The 22030-nt window shown below is 28.0% G+C and carries 22 protein-coding genes and 2 riboswitches; of the genes, 18 read left to right on the forward strand and 4 right to left on the reverse strand.

Annotation, left to right across the window (positions count from 1 at the left end; translation table 11 throughout):
- Window positions 1-78 precede the first annotated feature (78 nt).
- The 3 genes from iorA to buk all read left to right on the forward strand — a co-directional run bounded on the left by iorA (window position 79) and on the right by buk (window position 3746).
- Complete coding sequence (iorA, locus tag I4U89_RS01185) at window positions 79-1878, forward strand: indolepyruvate ferredoxin oxidoreductase subunit alpha (protein WP_195937859.1); 1800 nt, start codon at window positions 79-81, stop codon at window positions 1876-1878.
- A gap of 1 nt (window position 1879) precedes the next feature.
- Window positions 1880-2467 (forward strand): indolepyruvate oxidoreductase subunit beta, encoded by a 588-nt coding sequence (locus tag I4U89_RS01190; protein WP_195937860.1) that lies wholly within the window; start codon window positions 1880-1882, stop codon window positions 2465-2467.
- 193 nt (window positions 2468-2660) lie between these two features.
- Entirely contained in the window at window positions 2661-3746 is a 1086-nt protein-coding gene (buk, locus tag I4U89_RS01195; RefSeq protein ID WP_195937861.1) for a butyrate kinase, read from the forward strand.
- 122 nt (window positions 3747-3868) lie between these two features.
- Here the strand turns inward: buk and I4U89_RS01200 are convergent, their stop codons facing one another.
- From I4U89_RS01200 to I4U89_RS01210, 3 genes are all read right to left on the reverse strand, one after another.
- Entirely contained in the window at window positions 3869-4171 is a 303-nt protein-coding gene (locus I4U89_RS01200; RefSeq protein ID WP_207744096.1) for a DUF1540 domain-containing protein, read from the reverse strand.
- Window positions 4172-4278: 107 nt separating this feature from the next.
- Entirely contained in the window at window positions 4279-4584 is a 306-nt protein-coding gene (locus tag I4U89_RS01205) for a DUF1540 domain-containing protein (protein ID WP_195937862.1), read from the reverse strand.
- A 77-nt stretch (window positions 4585-4661) separates the two neighbouring features.
- A complete protein-coding gene (locus tag I4U89_RS01210; protein ID WP_195937863.1) occupies window positions 4662-5087 on the reverse strand; it encodes a hypothetical protein in 426 nt (141 codons plus the stop codon).
- Window positions 5088-5263: 176 nt separating this feature from the next.
- Here I4U89_RS01210 and I4U89_RS01215 point away from each other — a divergent pair, with 176 nt between their 5' ends.
- Entirely contained in the window at window positions 5264-6463 is a 1200-nt protein-coding gene (locus I4U89_RS01215; protein ID WP_195937864.1) for an ion channel, read from the forward strand.
- Between the two features lie 105 nt (window positions 6464-6568).
- Here I4U89_RS01215 and yidA read toward each other — a convergent pair whose 3' ends face one another.
- Entirely contained in the window at window positions 6569-7384 is an 816-nt protein-coding gene (gene yidA / locus I4U89_RS01220) for a sugar-phosphatase (protein ID WP_195937865.1), read from the reverse strand.
- 137 nt (window positions 7385-7521) lie between these two features.
- Here yidA and I4U89_RS01225 point away from each other — a divergent pair, with 137 nt between their 5' ends.
- The 14 genes from I4U89_RS01225 (at window position 7522) to I4U89_RS01290 (ending at window position 21905) form a co-directional block, all read left to right on the forward strand.
- Window positions 7522-9216, forward strand: a complete 1695-nt coding sequence (locus tag I4U89_RS01225; RefSeq protein ID WP_195937866.1) for a M3 family oligoendopeptidase — start codon at window positions 7522-7524, stop codon at window positions 9214-9216.
- A 111-nt stretch (window positions 9217-9327) separates the two neighbouring features.
- A riboswitch (glycine riboswitch) is annotated at window positions 9328-9438 on the forward strand.
- Between the two features lie 98 nt (window positions 9439-9536).
- Entirely contained in the window at window positions 9537-9902 is a 366-nt protein-coding gene (locus tag I4U89_RS15965; RefSeq protein ID WP_334298958.1) for a GrdX family protein, read from the forward strand.
- An 86-nt stretch (window positions 9903-9988) separates the two neighbouring features.
- On the forward strand, window positions 9989-10954 hold the full coding sequence (gene trxB / locus I4U89_RS01235; protein WP_195937867.1) for a thioredoxin-disulfide reductase: 966 nt from the start codon (window positions 9989-9991) through the stop codon (window positions 10952-10954).
- A 20-nt stretch (window positions 10955-10974) separates the two neighbouring features.
- A complete protein-coding gene (gene trxA, locus I4U89_RS01240; RefSeq protein ID WP_195937868.1) occupies window positions 10975-11292 on the forward strand; it encodes a thioredoxin TrxA in 318 nt (105 codons plus the stop codon).
- Window positions 11293-11409: 117 nt separating this feature from the next.
- Window positions 11410-12696 (forward strand): glycine/sarcosine/betaine reductase component B subunit, encoded by a 1287-nt coding sequence (locus I4U89_RS01245; RefSeq protein WP_195937869.1) that lies wholly within the window; start codon window positions 11410-11412, stop codon window positions 12694-12696.
- A gap of 73 nt (window positions 12697-12769) precedes the next feature.
- The gene (gene grdA / locus I4U89_RS01250; RefSeq protein ID WP_195937870.1) at window positions 12770-13249 is read left to right on the forward strand and encodes a glycine/sarcosine/betaine reductase complex selenoprotein A; all 480 of its coding nucleotides are present in this window, start codon (window positions 12770-12772) and stop codon (window positions 13247-13249) included.
- 23 nt (window positions 13250-13272) lie between these two features.
- Window positions 13273-14622 (forward strand): glycine reductase complex selenoprotein B, encoded by a 1350-nt coding sequence (grdB, locus tag I4U89_RS01255; RefSeq protein ID WP_195937871.1) that lies wholly within the window; start codon window positions 13273-13275, stop codon window positions 14620-14622.
- A gap of 196 nt (window positions 14623-14818) precedes the next feature.
- The gene (gene grdC, locus I4U89_RS01260; RefSeq protein ID WP_195937872.1) at window positions 14819-16351 is read left to right on the forward strand and encodes a glycine/sarcosine/betaine reductase complex component C subunit beta; all 1533 of its coding nucleotides are present in this window, start codon (window positions 14819-14821) and stop codon (window positions 16349-16351) included.
- Between the two features lie 11 nt (window positions 16352-16362).
- A complete protein-coding gene (grdD, locus tag I4U89_RS01265; protein ID WP_195937873.1) occupies window positions 16363-17505 on the forward strand; it encodes a glycine/sarcosine/betaine reductase complex component C subunit alpha in 1143 nt (380 codons plus the stop codon).
- A 185-nt stretch (window positions 17506-17690) separates the two neighbouring features.
- Window positions 17691-17852 (forward strand): hypothetical protein, encoded by a 162-nt coding sequence (locus I4U89_RS01270; protein WP_195937874.1) that lies wholly within the window; start codon window positions 17691-17693, stop codon window positions 17850-17852.
- Window positions 17853-17900: 48 nt separating this feature from the next.
- Window positions 17901-18002: riboswitch (purine riboswitch) on the forward strand.
- Between the two features lie 153 nt (window positions 18003-18155).
- Entirely contained in the window at window positions 18156-18728 is a 573-nt protein-coding gene (locus I4U89_RS01275) for a xanthine phosphoribosyltransferase (RefSeq protein WP_195937875.1), read from the forward strand.
- Window positions 18729-19137: 409 nt separating this feature from the next.
- Window positions 19138-19788, forward strand: a complete 651-nt coding sequence (fsa, locus tag I4U89_RS01280) for a fructose-6-phosphate aldolase (protein WP_092926940.1) — start codon at window positions 19138-19140, stop codon at window positions 19786-19788.
- A 216-nt stretch (window positions 19789-20004) separates the two neighbouring features.
- Window positions 20005-20691, forward strand: coding sequence for a hypothetical protein (locus tag I4U89_RS01285; protein WP_195937876.1), 687 nt, complete (start codon window positions 20005-20007; stop codon window positions 20689-20691).
- Between the two features lie 197 nt (window positions 20692-20888).
- A complete protein-coding gene (locus I4U89_RS01290; RefSeq protein ID WP_195937877.1) occupies window positions 20889-21905 on the forward strand; it encodes a sensor histidine kinase in 1017 nt (338 codons plus the stop codon).
- Window positions 21906-22030 lie beyond the last annotated feature (125 nt).

Consider the following 22030-nt stretch of genomic DNA (forward strand, 5'->3'; position numbering starts at 1 on the left):
ACTAAATGTATTATATATAAATTAGTTAAAAATATAAGGGGAATAGATTTAAAACTAAGATATATGGGGGAATTTAATATGAAAAAACTAATGACTGGTAATGAAGCCATAGCTCGTGGAGCATATGAAGCTGGTGTAAAATATGCATCTGCTTATCCTGGAACTCCAAGTACAGAAATATTAGAAAATATAGCTACATATAAAGATTCAATAGTAGCTGAGTGGGCACCAAATGAAAAGGTTGCACTTGAAGCTGCAATAGGTGGATCTATTGCAGGTGCTAGAACAATAGCATCTATGAAACATGTTGGGGTTAACGTTGCAGCAGACCCATTATTTACATTTGCATATACTGGAGTAAATGCTGGTATGATATTAGTTTCTGCTGATGAACCAGGAATGCACTCTTCTCAAAATGAACAAGATAACAGAAATTATGCTAAATTTGCAAAAATAGCTTTATTTGAGCCATCAAATAGCCAAGAAGCTAAGGATATGTTAAAAGAAGCATACAGAGTAAGTGAAGAATTTGACACTCCAGTATTATATAGAGTTACAACTAGATTATGTCACTCAAAGGGAATAGTAGAGTGTAATGATAGAGTAGAAGTTGGAATAAAAGATTATGTTAAAAATCCTCAAAAAACATTAACAGTACCAGCACATGCAAGAGTACTTAGACATTCAGTAGAAGAAAGACTAGAAAAACTAGAAGAATATTCTAATAATACTTCTTTAAACTACTATGAAATAAATGATAGTAAAGTAGGGGTAATAGCATCAGGAATGTGTTATATGTTCGCAAAAGAAGTATTTAAAAATGATGCATCATATATGAAGTTAGGATTTACAAATCCATTACCGATGGAAAGAATAAAAGAATTTGCATCTAATGTAGAAAAAATATATGTAATAGAAGAGAATGATCCATTTATAGAGGATCAATTAAAAGCAGCTGGTATAGATTGTATAGGTAAAGACTTATTCCCTAAAATGGGAGAAATGACTCCAGATGTTCTTAGAAAAGCTGTATTTGGAAAAACAAATGATACAATAGAATATAATAAAGAATTAGTAGTGCCAAGACCTCCAGGGCTATGTGCAGGATGTCCACATAGGGGGTTCTTCTATGAATTAGGAAAGCGAAAAAATGTATTAGTATCAGGAGATATAGGATGTTATACATTAGGATTTGCACCTCCATATAATGCTATGGATACAGTAGTATGTATGGGAGCTAGTTTAAGTACAGGACATGGAGCACAAAAAGTATTTAATATGAAAAAAGATAACGAAATGAGAGTAGTTGGTGTACTTGGTGATTCTACTTTCTTCCATACAGGAATCAACTCATTATTAGATGTAGTATACAACAAAGGTAACTCAATATCTGTAATATTAGATAATAGAATAACTGGAATGACAGGGCATCAACAAAATCCAGGAACAGGATATACATTACAAGGAGATGTTACTGAAATAGTTGATATAGAAGGTTTAGTTAGAGCTTGCGGTGTTAAGCAAGTTAGAACAATAGATCCAAATAATTTAAAAGAAGTGAAAGAGACACTAGATTGGGCATTTGAATTAGATGAACCTTCAGTAATAATAACTAGATGGCCGTGTGTACTTAAGAGATTCTCTAAAGAAGACATAGAAGAATTTAACAATCCATTTACAAGTAAATGTGAGATAGATGAAGATGCTTGTATAGGATGTAAGATATGTATGAAAACAGGTTGTCCCGCTATATCATTTGACAAGGATGAAAAGAAAGTAAATATAGATAAAAATCAATGCGTAGGATGTAATGTATGTTCTCAAGTATGTCCTAAAGATGCAATATCTAATAATGGATTAGCTAAGGAGGTAAACTAATATGACAAAAAGTATACTTTTAGTTGGAGTAGGTGGGCAAGGAACTATACTTGCTAGTAAATTATTAACTACAGGGCTTATGGAAGCTGGCTATGATGTAAAAATGAGTGAGATACATGGAATGAGCCAAAGAGGAGGTTCTGTTTCTTCTCAAGTTAGATATGGATCTGAAGTATATTCTCCAGTTATAGAAATAGGTGGAGCTGACATATTAGTTTCTTTTGAAAAAATGGAAGCTTTAAGATGGCTAGAGTATTTAAAACCAGGAGGGAAAATAATATACAATAACTATAGAATGGATTCTATGCCAATACTTACAGGAAAAGCTGAGTACAAAGAAGAAGAAATAGAAAAAGAATTAGAAAGATTAAATGGAAGCTTGTTAGATGCAGCAGAAAAAGCACTAGAACTTGGGAATGCTAAAGTAATGAATATAATCCTTTTAGGTGCATTAGTTAAATCTATGAACTTAGAAGACATAAATTGGGAACAAATAATAAAAGACAATGTAAAAGAAAAATTTGTAGATATAAATATAAAAGCATTTAATGAAGGGATGAAACTAGTGAGTAAGGAAGCTTTAGCTTAAAAATCATAAAACACACAAATTTATATAAATAAAAATTAAGCTATTATAAGTTAATACTTATAGTAGCTTAATTTAAATATACATTAAAATTAAGAATAATTATATTAATTCTATTTATAACTTATGGGGAAATTTATAAATAGAAATTAGAATTATTTAATATATAACTTAAATAAAGGAAAAGGGGATTATTATGAACTATAGAATATTAGCTATAAATCCGGGGTCTACATCAACTAAGATAGCAGTATATGACAATGAAGAGCAATTGTTAGTAAAAGGAATAGATCATAAAGCAGAAGAAATAGCAAATTATGAAAGAATACAAGACCAATTTGAAATGAGAAAACAAGAAGTATTAAAAGTACTAGCTGAAAATAATATAGATATAAATACTTTAAGTGCTGTTGTAGGAAGAGGGGGACTACTTCCACCAGTTAAATCAGGAGCATATTTAGTAAATGATGAAATGATAGATAGACTAGTTAATAGACCTGTTATTGAACATGCATCTAATTTAGGAGCTATAATTTCTTATGAAATAGCAAAATCTATAGGAGTAAATGCATACATATATGACTCAGTAGCTGTTGATGAATTTAATGATATAGCTAGATTATCGGGAATTAAAAATATGGATAGAGAAAGTCTAAGTCATGCACTTAACTCTAGAGCTATGGCTATAAAGTTTGCAAAAGACAATAATAAAAAATATAATGAACTTAATATAATCGTTGCTCATTTAGGTGGGGGCATAACTGTAAGTGTTCATGAAAAAGGAAAAATGATCGATATTGTATCAGATGATGAAGGACCATTTTCACCAGAAAGATCAGGTAGGGTTCCTTGTAAAAAATTAATAAATACATGTTTTTCTGGGAATTACACACATAAAGAAATGTTAAAGATGATAAGAGGAAAAGGTGGAATAGTTTCTTACTTAGATACAGTAGATGTTAGAGAAGTGGAAAAAATGATGGAAGAAGGAAATAAAGAAGCTAAATTAGTACATGATGCTATGTGTTATCAAGTATCTAAAGCGATAGGTGAATTAGCTACAGTTGTAGAAGGAAAAGTAGATGCAATAATATTGACAGGTGGAATAGCTTATTCTAAACTTGTAACAAAACATATAAAGAGAAGAGTAGAGTTTATATCTCATGTAGAAATAATGCCAGGAGAAAATGAACTAGATTCATTAGCACTTGGTACATTAAGAGTTTTAAATAATGAAGAAACTGCAAGAGAGTATAAAGAAGAAATATTAGCTAATGCATAAATATGTTATAAACTTAAATAGATTTCAATTATAATATATATTAATTAGTTTTTATTGATATTATGGAAAAATCACTGGATATTTATCCAGTGATTTTAGTTTAAGTAAATATTAAAATATAATTATTTAGATATGAAAGTTTCACAGCTTGCATCTTGTTCGTTTATTTGAACTTTCTCAGCTTTACATGCTTTACTAACATTATATTTACATTTCTCAGCTTGACATATTATATTTTCAGGTGTTATATATTCATCATTAGTACTATTTGTAAAAGATCCAAAAGAACCTTCAACAAAAGTTGAACAAGTAGTTTGAGATGTAGAAGTTGCGCTACTACCAGCAACATTTATGCCACCAGCAAAGCATTTTCTACTTTTATTATATGCACAGTTAGTTGCAGAACAATTTAAATTTTCATTCATAATTACATACCTCCTAAAATTATCTTCTAGGTTAGTATGTGAAAAATAAAAGAAAATATAACTTATATATTACAATTAAAGAATTATAATTAATATATTTATAGCTACTATCTAGGACAAAATGTTTCGCAACTTTGATTTTCGTTGTTTATTTGAACATTTAATGCAACACAAGAACCTTCGTCATTATGTTTACATCCTTTAGCTTGGCAAGCTATATTATAAGTTTTAGCATAGTCTTCATTACTAGTTGAGTTAGTAAGAGTTGCATTTTTTCTATCTTCAAAAGTTAGACAGTGGGTACCATTAGTATTTGATGCTATAGAACCTGAGATATTTATACCGCTAGCATAGCAACTACTGCATTTATTATAAAAACATGTAGATGCTAAACATATTAAGTTTCCATTCATAATTAACATACCTCCTAGAATTTTATCTAGTTTAGTATGTGAAAAAAGTAAAGATTTAATCCATTTAAGGTGTATATTTATTCTAGGCAATTGTCACATAAAACTGCAACATCCTCTAAAGTTTCTCTGCCCAAATTTTTATTAATATGATACACATCTAAGTTGTGTTCTTGTCCACAAATAGAACAAGTATAATCATTTTCTCTAAGTACATAATCTTTAAATATTTGCCAATGTATGCTATTTAAGTATTCCTCATACTTAACTTTAAGGCATGCCTCTAAATATTCACTATATAGATTATCTAAGTCAAAGCTAGTTAGATTAGAATATTCACATTCAAAATAATCACAATCATTATATAGATTAGGAAGTGAATCTAGCAAGATACATTTTATATTATATTTGTAATTTTCATCAGGACCATCTAGAGAAAGATGAGTACAATAAGAACAGCATTTCTTTGGTAATATTTCTTTAAGTTTCTCAACACTTTTATCCATATGTAACCTCCAATAATTTATATACTTTAAGAAACAATATATAGCAATACTTAGAATTCATTGATAAATACTCTTTATAAGATATATTAAAAAATAGTGAAATATATTCTATAAATAAAGGGTTTTATAAAAAAATAAAGTAATTATGTTATATTAATTAAAACTAGGGTGATGAAATGAGAACTTATAATTTTGAAAAGGTAAGAGAAGACTCATACAACGAACTGGAAAAAATGAAAAAAGAAATGAAATATACAAATAGATTAAATTTTAAAATAGAAAAAGAACAAATGTATATAAGAGAAACTTCAAATAAAGAGTATGACAATTTATATAATATATATGATGAAGAAAAGCTATATAATTTAAGAATACACAAAAAAAGTATTGGTAAATTTTCTAGTGAAGAAAGAAATGAAAAAAAATTAATAAATTTAAAAGTATTGTATTGTGAATTTAAAGAATGTAGGTTTGAAAATATAGAATTTATAAGTTGCATATTTATAGGAAACGTATTTTTAAAATGTGATTTTGAAAATGTAATATTTAAAGATTGCAAATTTTATAATGAAGAAGATGATATAAATATATTTAAAGATGAATGTAAGCTTAGAGAGGTTAGATTTAATAATAGTAATATAGAAAAAATAAAATTCGAAAACATAGGTTTAAAAAATGTATATATAAAAGAAAGTAACCTAAATAGTTCTATATTTAATAAATGTATAATGAAAGAGGTTATAATTTGTGACAGTGATTTAAGTTCTATTAAAATATTACGTCCTAAGCATTTAGATATATCTTTTGAAGATTATTATTTAAGTAAATTTGACGAGCATACATTTATAGATAAGGTTGACCTAAAGAAAAAAGACAAAAATGAGTATATAGATATATGCAAAGTATATAAGGATATATCAACAAAATTTGAAGCTAATAGATTATCAAATATAGGTGGAGAATATTATTATATAGCTAAGTTAATAGAGAAAAACGGTTTAAAAGGAATAGCTAAGTTAAAATCCATGATATACTGGGCACTTTGTGGCTATGGAGAACGTCCAACATATGCGCTTATAACATCTTTAGAAATTGTATTAGTATTTGCTATATTATATATGATAACAGGTCTTAATATAGGTGGCGAATTGGTAAATTATAAAAGTGCATTAAGGGGAAATGTAGATGTAGCTTCTATAAATAAAGACTTCATTAACTCATTGTATTTTAGTATAGTAACTTTTACAACAGTTGGATACGGAGATATAACGCCAGTAGGATTTTTTAGTACTTTATTATCTGCAATAGAAATGCTTTTAGGTGTTACTATGGTTGGTATTTGGACAGCTACATTGTCTAGAAAGATAACAAAATAGATAAAGTTTAATAAAATTTAAACGCATATGAACATATAAAAAATGGATATAAGTTAGTTTACATAAAGCAACTTATATCCATAAATAAAAAATTATATTACATTATTAATATTTATTTAGTAAAAATTTATCTATAACATGTGCAACGCCATGTTCATTATTGGTTTTAGTTACATAGTTTGCAATATTCTTTATGCTATCGCGAGCATTACCCATTGCTACACCAAGCCCTGCATACTCTATCATATGCTTGTCATTTTCTTCATCACCCACAGCTATAGATTTATCTATAGATAAATCTATATTTTTACATAAAGCTTTAAGTGCATTTCCTTTATTAGCTTTTTTATTTAAAAATTCTAGGAAAAATGGAGCAGATCTAACAACTGTGTATTTATCAAAAAATTCTTGAGGTACATTTTTTATTATTTCTTCTAATTTTTCAGGTTCGTCAACAATCATAACCTTACAAAATGTCATAGTTTCATCTATTTCTTCTTCTGGTTTATAAACTAAAGGTATTTTATTTAAATCTGATTCTAAAATAGTGTATTTACTAGGTTTTTCGTTAGGTGTTACAACGTCAATTGGTGTACTTATATGAAGATAAGTATTAAGTTTTTTAGAAAGTTCATATATAGATTTAAAATCATCGTAATTCATTTCTATATTAGATATAACTTTTTTAGTTTTAACTTCTTGAACAACAGCTCCGTTAAAGCATATAACATAGTCCCCTTCATCAGTCAAATTAAGCTCTTCAAGTAGTGGAGTTACACCAGGTAGTGGTCTACCAGTAGATAAAACTACTTTATTCCCATTTCGTTTAGCTTCTTGGATAGAGTCAAAAACTTTTTTAGTTATCTTTTTTTCAGTATTTAATAAAGTGCCATCAATATCTAGTGCTATTAATTTATACATATAATCCTCCTATGATATTTACATAAAGATAGTTATAATTATATCAATATATACAGAATTTATATAGATAAAATTAAAAAAGAGTGTATGCTATAATATAAATATTAAAAATAAATATAAATAAAGGAGATATTTTAATGAAGTTTTCAGATTTTAAATATGAAAGACCCAATTATGAAAAAAGTAAAAATCAAATAATAGAAATAATAAATAATATAGAAAATTCAAAAACTTATAAAGAGCAAAGAAAAAATATAGATAAACTAAATAGCATTAGAAATAATATAGAAACAATGAATACATTATGTTCTATAAGACATAGTATAAACACTGAAGATGAATTTTATGAAAAAGAAAAAGCTTATTGGGATGAATACTCTCCACTATATGAAGAAGTAAACTCGCTTTTTTATAAAGCAGTAGTAAACTCTAAATTCAAAGAAAATATTCAAAAAGATTTTGGAAGACAGTTTATAAATATAGCAAGCTTTAATTTAAAGTCTTTTAGTAGTGAAATAATAAAAGATCTTCAAGAAGAAAATAAGCTTTGCTCTAAGTATACTAAACTATTAGCATCAGCTAAAATTCATTTTGAAGGAAAAGAAAGAAATCTATCTGGACTTTTAAAATTTATGTCAAGTGAAGATAGAGATATGAGGATAAAGGCATCTAAGGCATATTACAATTACTTTGAAGAAAAAGAAAACGAATTTGATGAAGTATTTGATAAATTAGTTAAAGTAAGAAATAATATGGCTATAAAACTTGGTTTTGACAACTTTGTAGAATTAGGATATATAAGAATGATGAGAACTGATTACAATAAAGACATGGTTAAAAACTTTAGAAAACAAGTTTTAGATTATATAGTTCCTGTTGCAAATAGTCTTTACGAAAGACAGGCAAAAAGAATAGGAGTAGATATGCTTACATATGTAGATGAGAATCTAGAGTTTTTAAGTGGAAATGCTACACCTAAGGGAAGTGATGAGTACATAATAGAAAATGGAAGAAAAATGTACTCTGAATTATCAAATGAAACTAAAGAATTCTTTGATTTCATGCTAGAGAATGAACTTATGGACTTAGTGACTAAAAAAGGAAAGGCAGCAGGAGGATACTGTACATATATACCAAATTACAAATCACCTTTTATATTCTCTAACTTTAATCAAACATTAGATGATATAGACGTATTAACTCATGAAGCAGGTCATGCTTTTCAGCTTTATATGTCAACTTGGATTGAAATGCCAGAAATAAATTTCCCAACTTATGAAAGTTGTGAAATACACTCTATGAGTATGGAATTTATAACTTGGCCTTGGATGGAACTATTCTTCAAAGAAGATACAGAAAAATATAAATTTACTCATTTATCATCAGCTATTAAGTTTATACCATATGGAATAGTAGTAGATGAATTCCAACACCATATATATGAAAAGCCTAATATGACTAAAGAAGAAAGAAAAAATATTTGGAGAGAATTAGAGAAAAAATATTTACCACATAGAACATTTGAAGATAATGATTTCTTAGAAAAGGGAACTTGGTGGTTTAAGCAAGGGCATATATTTAAAAATCCATTTTATTATATAGATTATACACTAGCCCAAATATGTGCATTACAGTTTTGGAAAAAAATGAGGGTAGATAGAATTAACGGATGGGAAAATTATCTAGACATATGTAGAGTTGGAGGAACAAAGTCATTTTTAGAAATAGTAAAAATAGGTGATTTAAAATCTCCATTTGAAGATGGATGTGTAGAAAGTGTTATAGATGTTATTAAAAATTATTTAGATAGTATAGATGATAAAGCTTTGTAATATATATAAATTGTAAAAATATGTAGCAATATTTATAGAAAATTATATTGAAATTTAAATTGAAAGTTTCTATACTTAACTTAGAAAGTATAAAAAAATTAAATAGTCCGGTTGAAGGATATAGGAGACTACTTCTAAAAAAGAAGTGACCGAAGGTACAAGTTTGATTAAATCCCAATTTAATCAAATGAAATTCTCAGGTAAAAATACTATATTCAGATGGAACTCTGAAGATTATATCAACAGAGAAAACAAATGGGATTTGTTTTCTCTGTTTTTTATTAAATAGATTTAAAAAGGGGAGGATTTTTATAATAATAATAACCAATAATCCTATTGTCAAAAACAAAATAAAGCATAAAGATGTAAAATATATAAAGGACACATATTTAGAAGTTTTAAAAGAAAGCAGAAATCTAATTCACAAAGGTTACAAACTTTTATCACATCCAATTTATTCCAGTATAAAGCCAAATGAAACTCCATACAGAAGTATAATATTAAAAAAATCAAACAAGTTAGATACAAATTCAGTACTATTAATTGAAGAAGCAATATACATTTCTAATAAATTTCAAAATAATAAACAAACACCTAATTGGACAGATAATGTAATGGATGACTTTAGAGTTATAGACTTAGATATTTTAAGTAATACATTAGAAAGAATTCAATATATATTATAGAAATTAAAAATAATGTTTGTATGTATCAAAATAATAAAATATCTATTTATAGAAATGTTAAAAAAATAACTATAAAGGAGGAATTTATGGGAGATATATATGATTTAATAATAATAGGTTCAGGGCCTGCAGGGCTTTCGGCAGGACTTTATGGTGCAAGAGCAAAGTTAAAAACTCTTATACTTGAAAAAGGAAAAACTGGAGGGCAAATAGTAACAACTCATGATGTTGCTAATTATCCAGGTTCAATAGAAAATGCTAGTGGACCTAAGTTAATAGCAAGAATGGTTGAACAATGTAAAAGCTTTGGAGCAGAAATGAAGAAAGATAACATAATAGATGTAGATTTAGAGTCTGAGATAAAAGTATTAAAAGGTGAAAAATGTGAATATAGAGGAAAGGCTGTAATAATTGCAACAGGTTCTACACCTAGAAAGCTTGGAGTTAAAGGAGAAAAAGAATTAACAGGTAAAGGAGTATCATATTGTGCAACATGTGATGGAGATTTCTTTACAGATTTAGAAGTATTTGCAATAGGTGGAGGAAATAGCGCAGTTGAAGAAGGTATGTTTTTAACAAAGTTTGCCAGAAAGGTAACTATAGTTAATAGAAATGAGAAATTAACTTGTGCTAAATCAATAGCAGAAAAAGCAAAAAATACTCCTAATATAGAATTTATGCATAATACAACTGTAAAAGAATTACATGGTGATGGGATATTAGAAAAAGTTGTATTTGAAAATATTCTAACAGGTGAGTTAAGTGAATATGAAGCAGATGAAGAAGATGGAACAATGGGTGTATTTGTATTCATAGGACTAAAACCAGAAACAGAAATATTTAGAGATAAAATAGATATAGACCAAAGTGGCTATATAATAACAGATGAAGATATGAGAACTAATATAGAAGGGGTATTTGCAGCAGGAGATTGTAGAGTTAAAGCTTTAAGACAGGTAGTAACAGCTACTAATGATGGAGCTATAGCTACAATAAGTGCTGAAAAATATATAGAAAGTAAAGAATGGAATTTAGCAAAATTAACTATTTAAATATAAAGGGGGAAGTTTGAATGATAATTTTAGATAAAAATACATTTGAAGAAGAAGTTTTAAAACATGAAGGTATAGTTGTTGTAGATTTTTGGAGTGAAGGATGTGAACCCTGCAAAGCACTTCTTCCAGAGGTTGAAGAACTAGAAAGTAATTATAAAGATCATTTTAAATTCTGTAAGTTAGATACAACAAAAGCTAGAAGATTAGCTATAAAAGAAAAGGTACTAGGACTTCCAACAATAGCTATATACAAAGATGGTAAAAAAATAGATGAAGTTACAAAGGATGATGCAACTAAAATTAATATAGAAGAAATGATAAAGAAATACCTTTAATATTTATATAAAATAGTTATTTACAACTAACTTAATACTTATTAAAAATTAGATGTTAAGTTAGTTGAGGAATATAAATTTTAGTTTTTAAAACTTAGATAATTAGGGGGTGCAAGTATGCGTCTTGAGTTAGGTAAAATCTTTATAAGAGATATTCAGTTTGGTGAAGTAACTGAAGTTAAGGATGCTACACTATACATCAATAAAGAAGATATGCTTAAAGAAATTGGTGGAGACGAACATATAAAGTCTATAGATATAGAATTAGCTCGTCCAGGTGAAAGTGTAAGAATAATACCAGTAAAAGATGTTATAGAGCCAAGAGTTAAAGTTGAAGGTAAGGGAGGAATATTTCCAGGAATAATATCTAAGGTTGAAACTGTTGGAAGTGGAAAAACTCATGCACTTTATGGGTGTGCTGTTGTTACTACTGGTAAAATAGTAGGATTTCAAGAAGGTATTATAGATATGACAGGACCTGGTGCAAAGTATTGTCCTTTCTCAAATCTTAACAATGTAGTTATTATAGCAGAGCCTGTAGATGGATTAAAGCAACATGACCATGAAAAAGCTGTTAGAATGATAGGATTTAAAGCAGCAACATATTTAGGAGAAACTGCTAGAAATTTAATTCCTGATGAAGTTAGGGTTTATGAAACTAAGCCACTTTTAGAATCAATAAAAGAGTATCCACACCTTCCAAAAGTAGGGTATGTTTATATGCTTCAAACTCAAGGATTGCTTCATGATACATATGTATATGGTGTAGATGCAAAGCAAATAGTACCAACATTACTTTATCCAACTGAATTAATGGATGGAGCGGTATTAAGTGGTAACTGTGTTTCTGCCTGTGATAAAAACCCATCATACGTTCATTTAAATAATTCAATAGTAGAGGATTTATATGAACAACATGGAAAAGAAATAAACTTTGTTGGTGTAGTTATAACTAATGAAAATGTATATCTTGCAGATAAAGAAAGATCTTCTAACTGGACTGCTAAATTATGTGAGTACTTAGGATTAGATGCAGTTATAATATCTCAAGAAGGTTTTGGAAATCCAGATACTGACCTTATAATGAATTGTAAAAAAATTGAAAATAAAGGAATAAAAACAGTTATAGTAACTGATGAATATGCAGGAAGAGATGGAGCATCTCAATCTTTAGCAGATGCAGATGTATTAGCTAATGCAGTTGTTACAGGTGGGAATGCAAATGAGGTTATAGTTCTTCCTAAGATGGATAAGGTTATAGGATATCCACAAGTGGCAGACGTTATAGCTGGAGGATTTGCCGGAAGTTTAAGAGAAGATGGAAGTATAGAAGCTGAAATACAAGTTATAACAGGTTCAACTAATGAAACTGGATTTGGTAAATTATCTACTACTGGATATTAAAAAATAAACTTTAATAGAAAAAATCGAAATATCCGATAAATTAATATATAAATAAATATAAAGGGGGATAATTATGAGCATACTTGCCAATAAAAAGGTCCTAATAATAGGGGATAGAGATGGAATCCCAGGACCTGCAATAGAAGAATGTGTAAATACTGTAGAGGGAGCAGAAGTAATATTTTCTTCAACAGAATGTTTTGTCTGAACGGCTGCAGGGGCTATGGACTTAGAAAACCAAAAAAGAGTTAAAGAAGCTTGTGAAAAGCACGGAGCTGAAAACTTAGTGGTTTTACTAGGTGCATCTGAAGCCGAAGCTGCAGGTCTTGCAGCAGAAACAGTAACAGCAGGAGATCCAACTTTTGCCGGGCCACTTGCTGGAGTGGAACTTGGACTTAGAGTTTATCATGTTGTAGAAGAAGAAATGAAAGCAGAGTTTGATGATTCTGTATATGATGAACAAATAAGTATGATGGAAATGGTACTTGAAGTTGATGAAATAGTAGAAGAAATGAGTAGCATGAGAAATCAATTCTGCAAGTTTAATGACTAATTAAACTAAAAGGGGTGAAAAATATGGATAAACTAAGAGTAGTTCATTATATAAATCAATTCTTCGCTGGAATTGGTGGAGAAGACAAAGCAGATACTAAGCCACATGTAGCAGAAAAATTACCTCCAATAAGTATTCAACTCAATAAATTATTAGGAGAAAATATGGAAATAGTTGCCACAGTAGTTTGTGGAGATACTTACTTTAATGAAAATATCGAAAGTGCAAGTGAAGAAGTATTAAATATGATAAAAGGATTTAATCCACAACTTTTTATAGCAGGTCCTGCTTTTAATGCTGGTAGATACGGAGTTGCAGCAGGAACTATAACAAAAGTTGTTAAAGAAAATCTAAACATACCAACAGTTACTGGAATGTATATAGAAAATCCAGGTGCAGATATGTTTAAAAAAGATGTTTATATAATAGAAACATCAGATTCAGCAGCAGGTATGAGAAAAGCACTCCCAAAGTTAGCTAAATTTGCAGTTAAACTTGCTAATAATGAAAATATTGGTTCCCCAGCAGAAGAAGGGTATTTAGAAAGAGGTATTAGAGTTAATTTATTCCATGAAGAAAGAGGTTCAAAAAGAGCGGTTGACATGTTAATTAAAAAAATTAAGGGAGAAAAATTTGTTACGGAATACCCTATGCCTGTATTTGATAGAGTAGAGCCAAGTCATGCTCTTAAAGATTTATCTAATGCTAAGATAGCTTTAGTTACATCAGGAGGAATAGTACCAAAAGGAAATCCTGATAGAATAGAATCTTCTTCAGCATCTAAATATGGTGAATATTCATTAGCTGGATTTAATAATTTAACAGAACAAACTCATGAAACAGCACATGGTGGATACGACCCAGTTTATGCTAACTTAGATGCTGATAGAGTATTACCCGTAGACGTTTTAAGAGATATGGTAAAAGAAGGATTAATAGGAGAATTACATGAATTATACTATGCAACTGTAGGAAATGGAACTGCTGTTGCTAGTGCTAAAGCTTATGCAAATGAAATAGGTAATAAACTAAAAGACGCTCAAGTTAATGCAGTAATACTTACTTCTACATGAGGTACTTGTACTCGTTGCGGTGCAACAATGGTAAAAGAAATAGAAAGAGTTACAGGAGTTCCTGTAGTTCATATGTGTACAGTAGTACCAATATCTTTAACAGTAGGGGCAAATAGAATAGTACCAACTATAGCTATACCTCACCCACTTGGAAATCCTTCACTTGATGTTAGCGAAGAGAAATTATTAAGAAGGAGATTAGTAGAAAAAGCATTAATTGCTTTAACTACTGAAGTAGAAGAACAAACAGTGTTTGAAAATCCAGATACATCAGCTTTAAAATCTAAATCTACAATTTAACTACAGTTGTTTAGAATAAAAATAAATATATAAATATTAAATAGATGGGCTGTAAGTCCATCTATTTGTGAAAATATATAAATATTAACCATCACCTTTTATATATTTAATACGGTAGGTTATATAATCTGTAAAATTTTAGTAATGGTGTTGGATATGTATGTAAAAATTTATATAGATTATAGGGGGAAATTATATGTCTTATCCAGTTTTAAAAGGTGCAAGTTATGTTCTTATTCATACTCCAGATATGATAGTACAAAATGGGAGTACTTGTAATATTGAAAGAGCTACAAATCCAGATTCAGAGTTTTTAAAAGAAATAAACAATCACATAAGAAATTATGAAGATGTAGTAAACTATATGCCAAATCAAGTCTATATAGGAAATAATAGACCAGAAGAATTAAAAAACTTATCTATGCCTTGGTGTAATGAAAAAATAGAGGGAAAAAGATTTGGAAAGTTTGGGGAATTAATGCCACAGGATGAATTTCTAGGTTTAATTAAAATATGTGATGCTTTTGATTTAGTTAAATTAAGTGAAGAATTTATAAATGAAGTAAAGCCTAAGATTGAAAAAAACTATCCTGAACTTAGCTCATTTGTACCTAAGTTAAAAGGAGATAATATAGAAGAAGGGTTAGAACTAATAAATAATCATAAAGCCGAAGGATTATATAACAATAATAATTATGTAGGATATGTAAAAGCTGCTCATGATGTAGATGTAAATTTAAACGCACATACAATGTTTGAAAATTTAGTAGTTAAAGCATCTGGAGTATTATCAGGAATATATTTATTAAGAAGTAGTAAAATAAATCCACTACATATAGATTATGTTATAGAATGTTCAGAAGAAGCTTGTGGAGACATAAATCAAAGAGGTGGAGGAAATTTTGCAAAGTCTATAGCTGAAATAGTTGGATTTAATAATGCAACAGGTTCAGATATTAGAGGATTTTGTGCAGCGCCAACACATGCATTAATACAAGCTAGTGCACTTGTTAAATCAGGAGTATATAAAAATGTAGTAGTAGTAGCAGGTGGAGCTAGTGCAAAACTTGGAATGAATGCAAAAGACCATATTAAAAAAGGGTTGCCGGTTTTAGAAGACGTTGTAGGAGGATTTGCAGTATTAGTAAGTGAAAATGATGGAGTAAACCCTATAATCAGAACTGACTTAGTAGGAAAGCATAACGTTGGAACAGGTTCTTCACCACAAGCAGTTATGACGGCACTTATAACTACTGGACTTGATAGAGCAAATTTAAAAATAACTGATGTAGATGTATTTTCTGTTGAGATGCAAAATCCAGATATAACAAAGCCAGCAGGTGCGGGGGATGTTCCAGAAGCAAATTATAAAATGATAGGAGCACTAGCTGTTAAACGTGGAGATTTAGAAAAGAAAGAATTAAAAGATTTTGTATCAAATAGAGGACTCCCAGGATGGGCACCAACACAAGGGCATATACCATCAGGAGTACCATATATAGGATTCTTAATAGATGATTTAACAACTGGTGATAAAAATAGAGCTATGATAGTCGGCAAGGGTAGTTTATTCTTAGGTAGAATGACTAACTTATTTGATGGTGTATCATTTATAGCTGAAAGAAATAATGGGGTAAGTGAAGAAAATAATGGAGTATCTAAAGAACAAATCAAAAAGATAATAGCAGAGTCACTAAAAAAACTAGCATTAGATATGATAGAAGAATAGGAGGAGAAATTATGGCTAAAAAAATAATAGGTCAAACTCTTCTAGAGATAGCTGATGCAATAGAAAGTGGAGAATTTGGTAAAAAAATAAGAATAGGACTAACTACATTAGGAAGTGAACATGGAATAGATAATTTAGTAAAAGGAGCTCATTTAGCTAAATCTAGTTTATTTGATATAGTTTTAATAGGTCCTAAAGTAGATACGGATCTAGAAGTAGTAGAAGTAAGTTGTGAAAAAGAAATGCATAAAAAAATGGAAGAGTTATTAGATAGCGGATATATAGATGCTTGTGTTACAATGCACTATAATTTTCCTATAGGGGTATCCACAGTAGGTAGAGTTATAACACCAGGCAAAGGAAAAGAAATGATACTTGCAACAACAACAGGAACTAGTGCAACTAATAGAATAGAGTCTATGGTTAGAAATGCAATATGTGGTATAGCTACTGCAAAAAGCATAGGAATAAGAAATCCTAAGGTAGGTATACTTAATGTTGATGGTGCTAGGCAAGTTGAAAAGTGCCTAAAGGATTTAAAAGAAAATGGATATAACATAGAGTTTGCAGATTCCATAAGAGCAGATGGTGGATGTGTAATGAGAGGAAATGACTTACTAGCAGGGACCCCAGATGTAATGGTAACAGATACATTAAGTGGAAATATATTTATGAAGGTATTTTCTTCATTTACAACTGGGGGAGATTATGAATCTAGTGGATATGGATATGGACCTGGTATAGGAGAAGATTACAATAGGAAAATACTTATATTATCTAGGGCATCAGGAACTCCAGTAGTAAAAAATGCAATAGAATATGCTTATGATATAGTAAATGGAAATATAAGTGAATTAACTAAAAATGAATTTGAAAATGCTAAAAAAGCTAAATTTAATGATATAATATCTAAATCTATAAAAAAAGAAATAAAAGTAGAACAAGAAGTTAAAATGCCTAAAAAAGAAATAGTAACAGAACAAATAAGTGGAATAGATATTATGGATTTAGAGGAAGCTGTTATAGATTTGTGGAAAAATGATATATATGCAGAAAGTGGGATGGGTTGTACAGGGCCTATAGTATTAGTTAATGAAATTAAAAAAGAATTAGCTGTAAATACTTTATTAAAATTAGGATACACAGCTAAATAGATAAAAAAGCATCTTAATGATAAAATCATTAAGATGCTTTTTTAATTGATATAATTTAATAACTAATGTTTAAATAAAAAATAGGAAATATAGAATTAACATATAAAACAAAAACCACAAAGACATTAACTAAAGATGAAGAAGATGCTAAAACTCAAGTTTTAAATCAAAATTGGATAAAAGAAGTGAAATTTAAAGGAACTAAATACGTTAAACTAAGACTCGTATATAAAGAAGTTAAGGGGTACTTAGTAAAAGATTACAATTCTTTTGGAAGAAAAGAAGAAGCGATAATACTTATACCATTAGAATTAGAATACAGCTTAGATACTAGTAAAAGTATTTAATTTAAATAAAACTATGTTGAATAAAGTAAATATATATAATATAATTATATAAATAAATAAAAAACTACCTGTATATTTTTGAAGATATGGTTCAAATGTTTCTACATAGCTACCGTAAATAGCTTGACTACAGGAGCTTAATATAAAGTATAGTTTTATTTAGTAGTATAATCATTGTTAGTAATTTTAATATTTACATAATGACTATTTCTATATACTTAACTAGATTATTAACTCCTGTCTATAAATAGAGAGGAGTTTTTTTATTAGATTAGAGTTAAACATAATGTTTGGAGGATAAATATGAAATTACTACAAGAAAAAATATTAAAAGATGGAAGAATAGAAGGAAATGATATATTAAAAGTTGATAACTTTTTAAATCATCAATTAGATATAGCTTTTTTAAATGAAATGGGAAAAGAGTTCAAAAATAGATTTAAAGATGAAAAAATAGATAAAATATTAACAATAGAAGCTTCAGGAATAGCAATAGCTTCAATAGCATCTCAACATTTTGGAAATGTTCCTGTAGTTTTTGCTAAAAAAGTAGAATCTAAGAACTTAGATAAAGAAGTATATGAAACAAAAGTATATTCATTTACAAAAGGAAAAGAATATAGTGTAAAAGTATCTAAAAGATATTTAAATGAGGGTGAAAATATACTAGTTCTAGATGACTTCTTAGCAAATGGGAGAGCAGCAGTTGGTCTTAAAGATTTAGTAGATCAAGCAGGAGCTAATTTAGTAGGAGTTGGTATAGCTATAGAAAAAGGGTTCCAAGAAGGAAGAGAACTTTTATTAAGTAAAGGAATAAGACTTGAATCATTAGCAATACTTGATTCTATAGAAAATGGAGTTATAAAATTTAGATAATATAATATTTAAAATAAAATAGAAATTTAATTTAGATCATAATAGAAAAGTATAGGATAAAGCATTTAATATGCTATTTATTCTATACTTTTTTATTACTTACAATTGGAGAATATATAATATATGCATGATTTTTAGATTGATATAATAAAATTTATGAATTAAGTTTGTTTTGGGTATACTTATATATAAATTATTAATTAAGCTACTAGAAAAAAGTTAGATGTTAGATAAGTCCAAAATGCGAGAAGTTAAATAATTAATTAACGTGAAAAAATATGGATAATATGGTATATTATATAAATGATATTACTTATTAGAATATTTCACTATGACTAGTAAATAATATTAACTATAAGATACAACAAAAAATAATATGAACATATAAATAAGTTTTAGGAGGGCTAATATGAAATTTTTCGTAGATACAGCCAATGTAGAAGAAATAAGAGAAGCAAATGATTTAGGTGTAATATGTGGTGTTACAACAAACCCATCATTAATAGCTAAAGAAGGAAGAGACTTTATAGAAGTAGTAAAAGAAATAACAGAAATAGTAGATGGACCTATAAGCGCAGAAGTTATAAGCTTAGATGCAAAAGGAATGGTAGAAGAAGCTGATAAGCTATCTAAAATACATAAAAATATAGTAATAAAATTACCTATGACAGAAGAAGGACTAAAAGCTACTAAAATATTATCTCAAAAAGGGATAAAAACTAACGTAACTTTAATATTTAGTTCTGTTCAAGCTCTTTTAGCAGCTAGAGCAGGAGCTACATATGTAAGTCCATTTGTTGGAAGACTTGATGATATAGGTCAAAACGGGCTTGAATTAATAGAAGAAGTAGTAGATATATTTGCACAAAATGATATAGATACACAAATCATAGTTGCAAGTGTTAGAAATCCAATACATGTATCACAAGCTGCAAGATTAGGAGCAGATATAGCAACAGTTCCACTTAAAGTTATAAAGCAAATGACTAAACATCCTTTAACAGATAAAGGAATAGAGAGCTTTATAAAAGACTGGGAAGGTGCTTCATTAAAATTATAATATATAAAGGGTATGCAAATTTGCATACCCTTTTTAATTATTTAAAAACATGTTTTAATAAAGGTTACACCACTGTAACTTTAATTACGAATTTGTAATCTAAAGTAACAGCGGTGTAACTGTTATATATTATTTAACTATGATAATATAAATACATAGAAAGAAACAAAACAAAAATTTACATAAACTTATACAAAGTAAAAGGATGTGATCTAAATGAAAAGAGCTATAACAGCATTATCAGTATTATGTGGGGGAATGTTATTTATGAGTCCAATAAACAACATAATATTTGCACAAAACTCTAACAAAAAACCTACTACAGAAGTAGTTGAGAATATAAATAACAATACTAAAGAAGAAGTGACAAAACAAGAAAATAAAAACAATGTACAAAAGGAAGTAAAAAAAGTTGAAAAACAAGAAATAGTTACAAATAATAAAGTAAACAATCAAAAAGATTACATAGATAAAAAACAAAGTAAAGTAGATAAAAAAGAAAATGTAGTAACTAAAGAAGAAAATAAAACTACTGAAAAAAATCAAGTAGTAGAAAAACCACAAGTAGTTGAAGATAATAAAGTTCAAGACAACAAAGTTCAAGAAGAAAACAAAATAGTTTCAAATGATAAAGTACAAGCAGATATAAAAGAAGAAAGTAAAGTTGAAGTTATAGAAATATTAAACAAAGAACAAGCTAAAGAATTAATACAAATGTATAATCAAGGTGTAAACTATACTTACGAAGGTGATGAAAATAACTTCAATGCATTAAAAGAAAAAGGGTTAAGTGGATATGTATTCTTCCCAGATTATGATACTGATTTAGGATTCTTTGTTGATAAGAATACATCAAATATATACTATTTCCATCCAAGTGGATATCTTAAATTAGCTATATAAGAAAATTAATATAAAACTCCAAATTAAAACTTAAAGAAATAGCATCTTTTTAATTAAAAAGATGCTATTTTTATGTATTGAGTTAAATTTATTAATTTATATGATTAGATAAAATACTTATTAAGATATATTAATATTCTTAAGTTGATATATAATATAAAAGATAGAACTAAATAACAACATATTAGGAGAACAAAATGAGTGTATATGAATATTTAAAGCAAAGGGCATTATTTTTTTTAGTGAATATAATACTATTTTTAATAACGGCAAGTATAATGTTATTTGTTAAAGTTAATATAAGCATTATAACTATGGTGTTTTTAATATGGTTTACACCAATTAGTATATATGTATTAATGGAGATGATAAAGCATAAAAAATATTATGATGAACTTGTAAGTATAAGTGAAAACTTAGATAAGAAATATTTAATATCTGAAGTAATAAATGAGCCAGAATTTATAGAAGGGAAAGTGGTATATAATATTTTAAAGTCAAGTAATCGTAATATGCAAGAACATGTTAAGTATTTTAAAAATATGCAAAGTGAGTATCAAGAATACATAGAAACATGGGTACATGAGATAAAAACACCTATAGCATCATTAATGCTTATAATGGAAAATCATGAATATAATATACCAAATAGCATGAAGTATGAAGTAAAAAAAATAGAAAATTATATAGATCAAGTGCTATATTACTCAAGAAGTAATGATGTTAGCAAAGACTATATAATAAAAAACTTTAATCTTGAAAACATTGTTAGATGTGTAATAAGAAAAAATGCAAGTGATTTTATAAATAAAAGAGTAGGAATAGATATAAAAGAAGTTAATTTTAATGTATACAGTGATGAAAAATGGGTTGAATTTATATTAAATCAAATTATAAATAATGCTATAAAGTATTCAAGGGAAAATGAAGGAAAAGTATCAATAAATGCAATCAAAAATAAAAATAATATAATATTAAGTATAAAAGATAATGGAGTAGGAATAAGTGAAAAGGACATAGATAGAGTTTTTGAAAAAGGATTTACAGGTGAAAATGGAAGGATATTTGGAAAGTCAACGGGTATAGGTCTTTATCTATGTAAAAAACTTTGTGATAAATTAGGTTTAGGGATAAATATAGTATCAAAGCAACAAGAAGGGACAGAAATAAGAATAATATTTCCTGTTGGAAAAGATGATATAAGAAAAAACTAAAGTTTAAATTATTAAGAGTTAGATATATATAATCTAACTCTTTAATTTTTATATAGACAATTAATATATAAAGAATTGATAAAAAATACCGTATTATTAAAAATAAAAAAATATAGGGAGGCATT

Origin of the sequence: Romboutsia sp. 1001713B170131_170501_G6, assembly GCF_015668195.1 — a bacterium.
Lineage (GTDB): Bacteria > Bacillota > Clostridia > Peptostreptococcales > Peptostreptococcaceae > Romboutsia_C.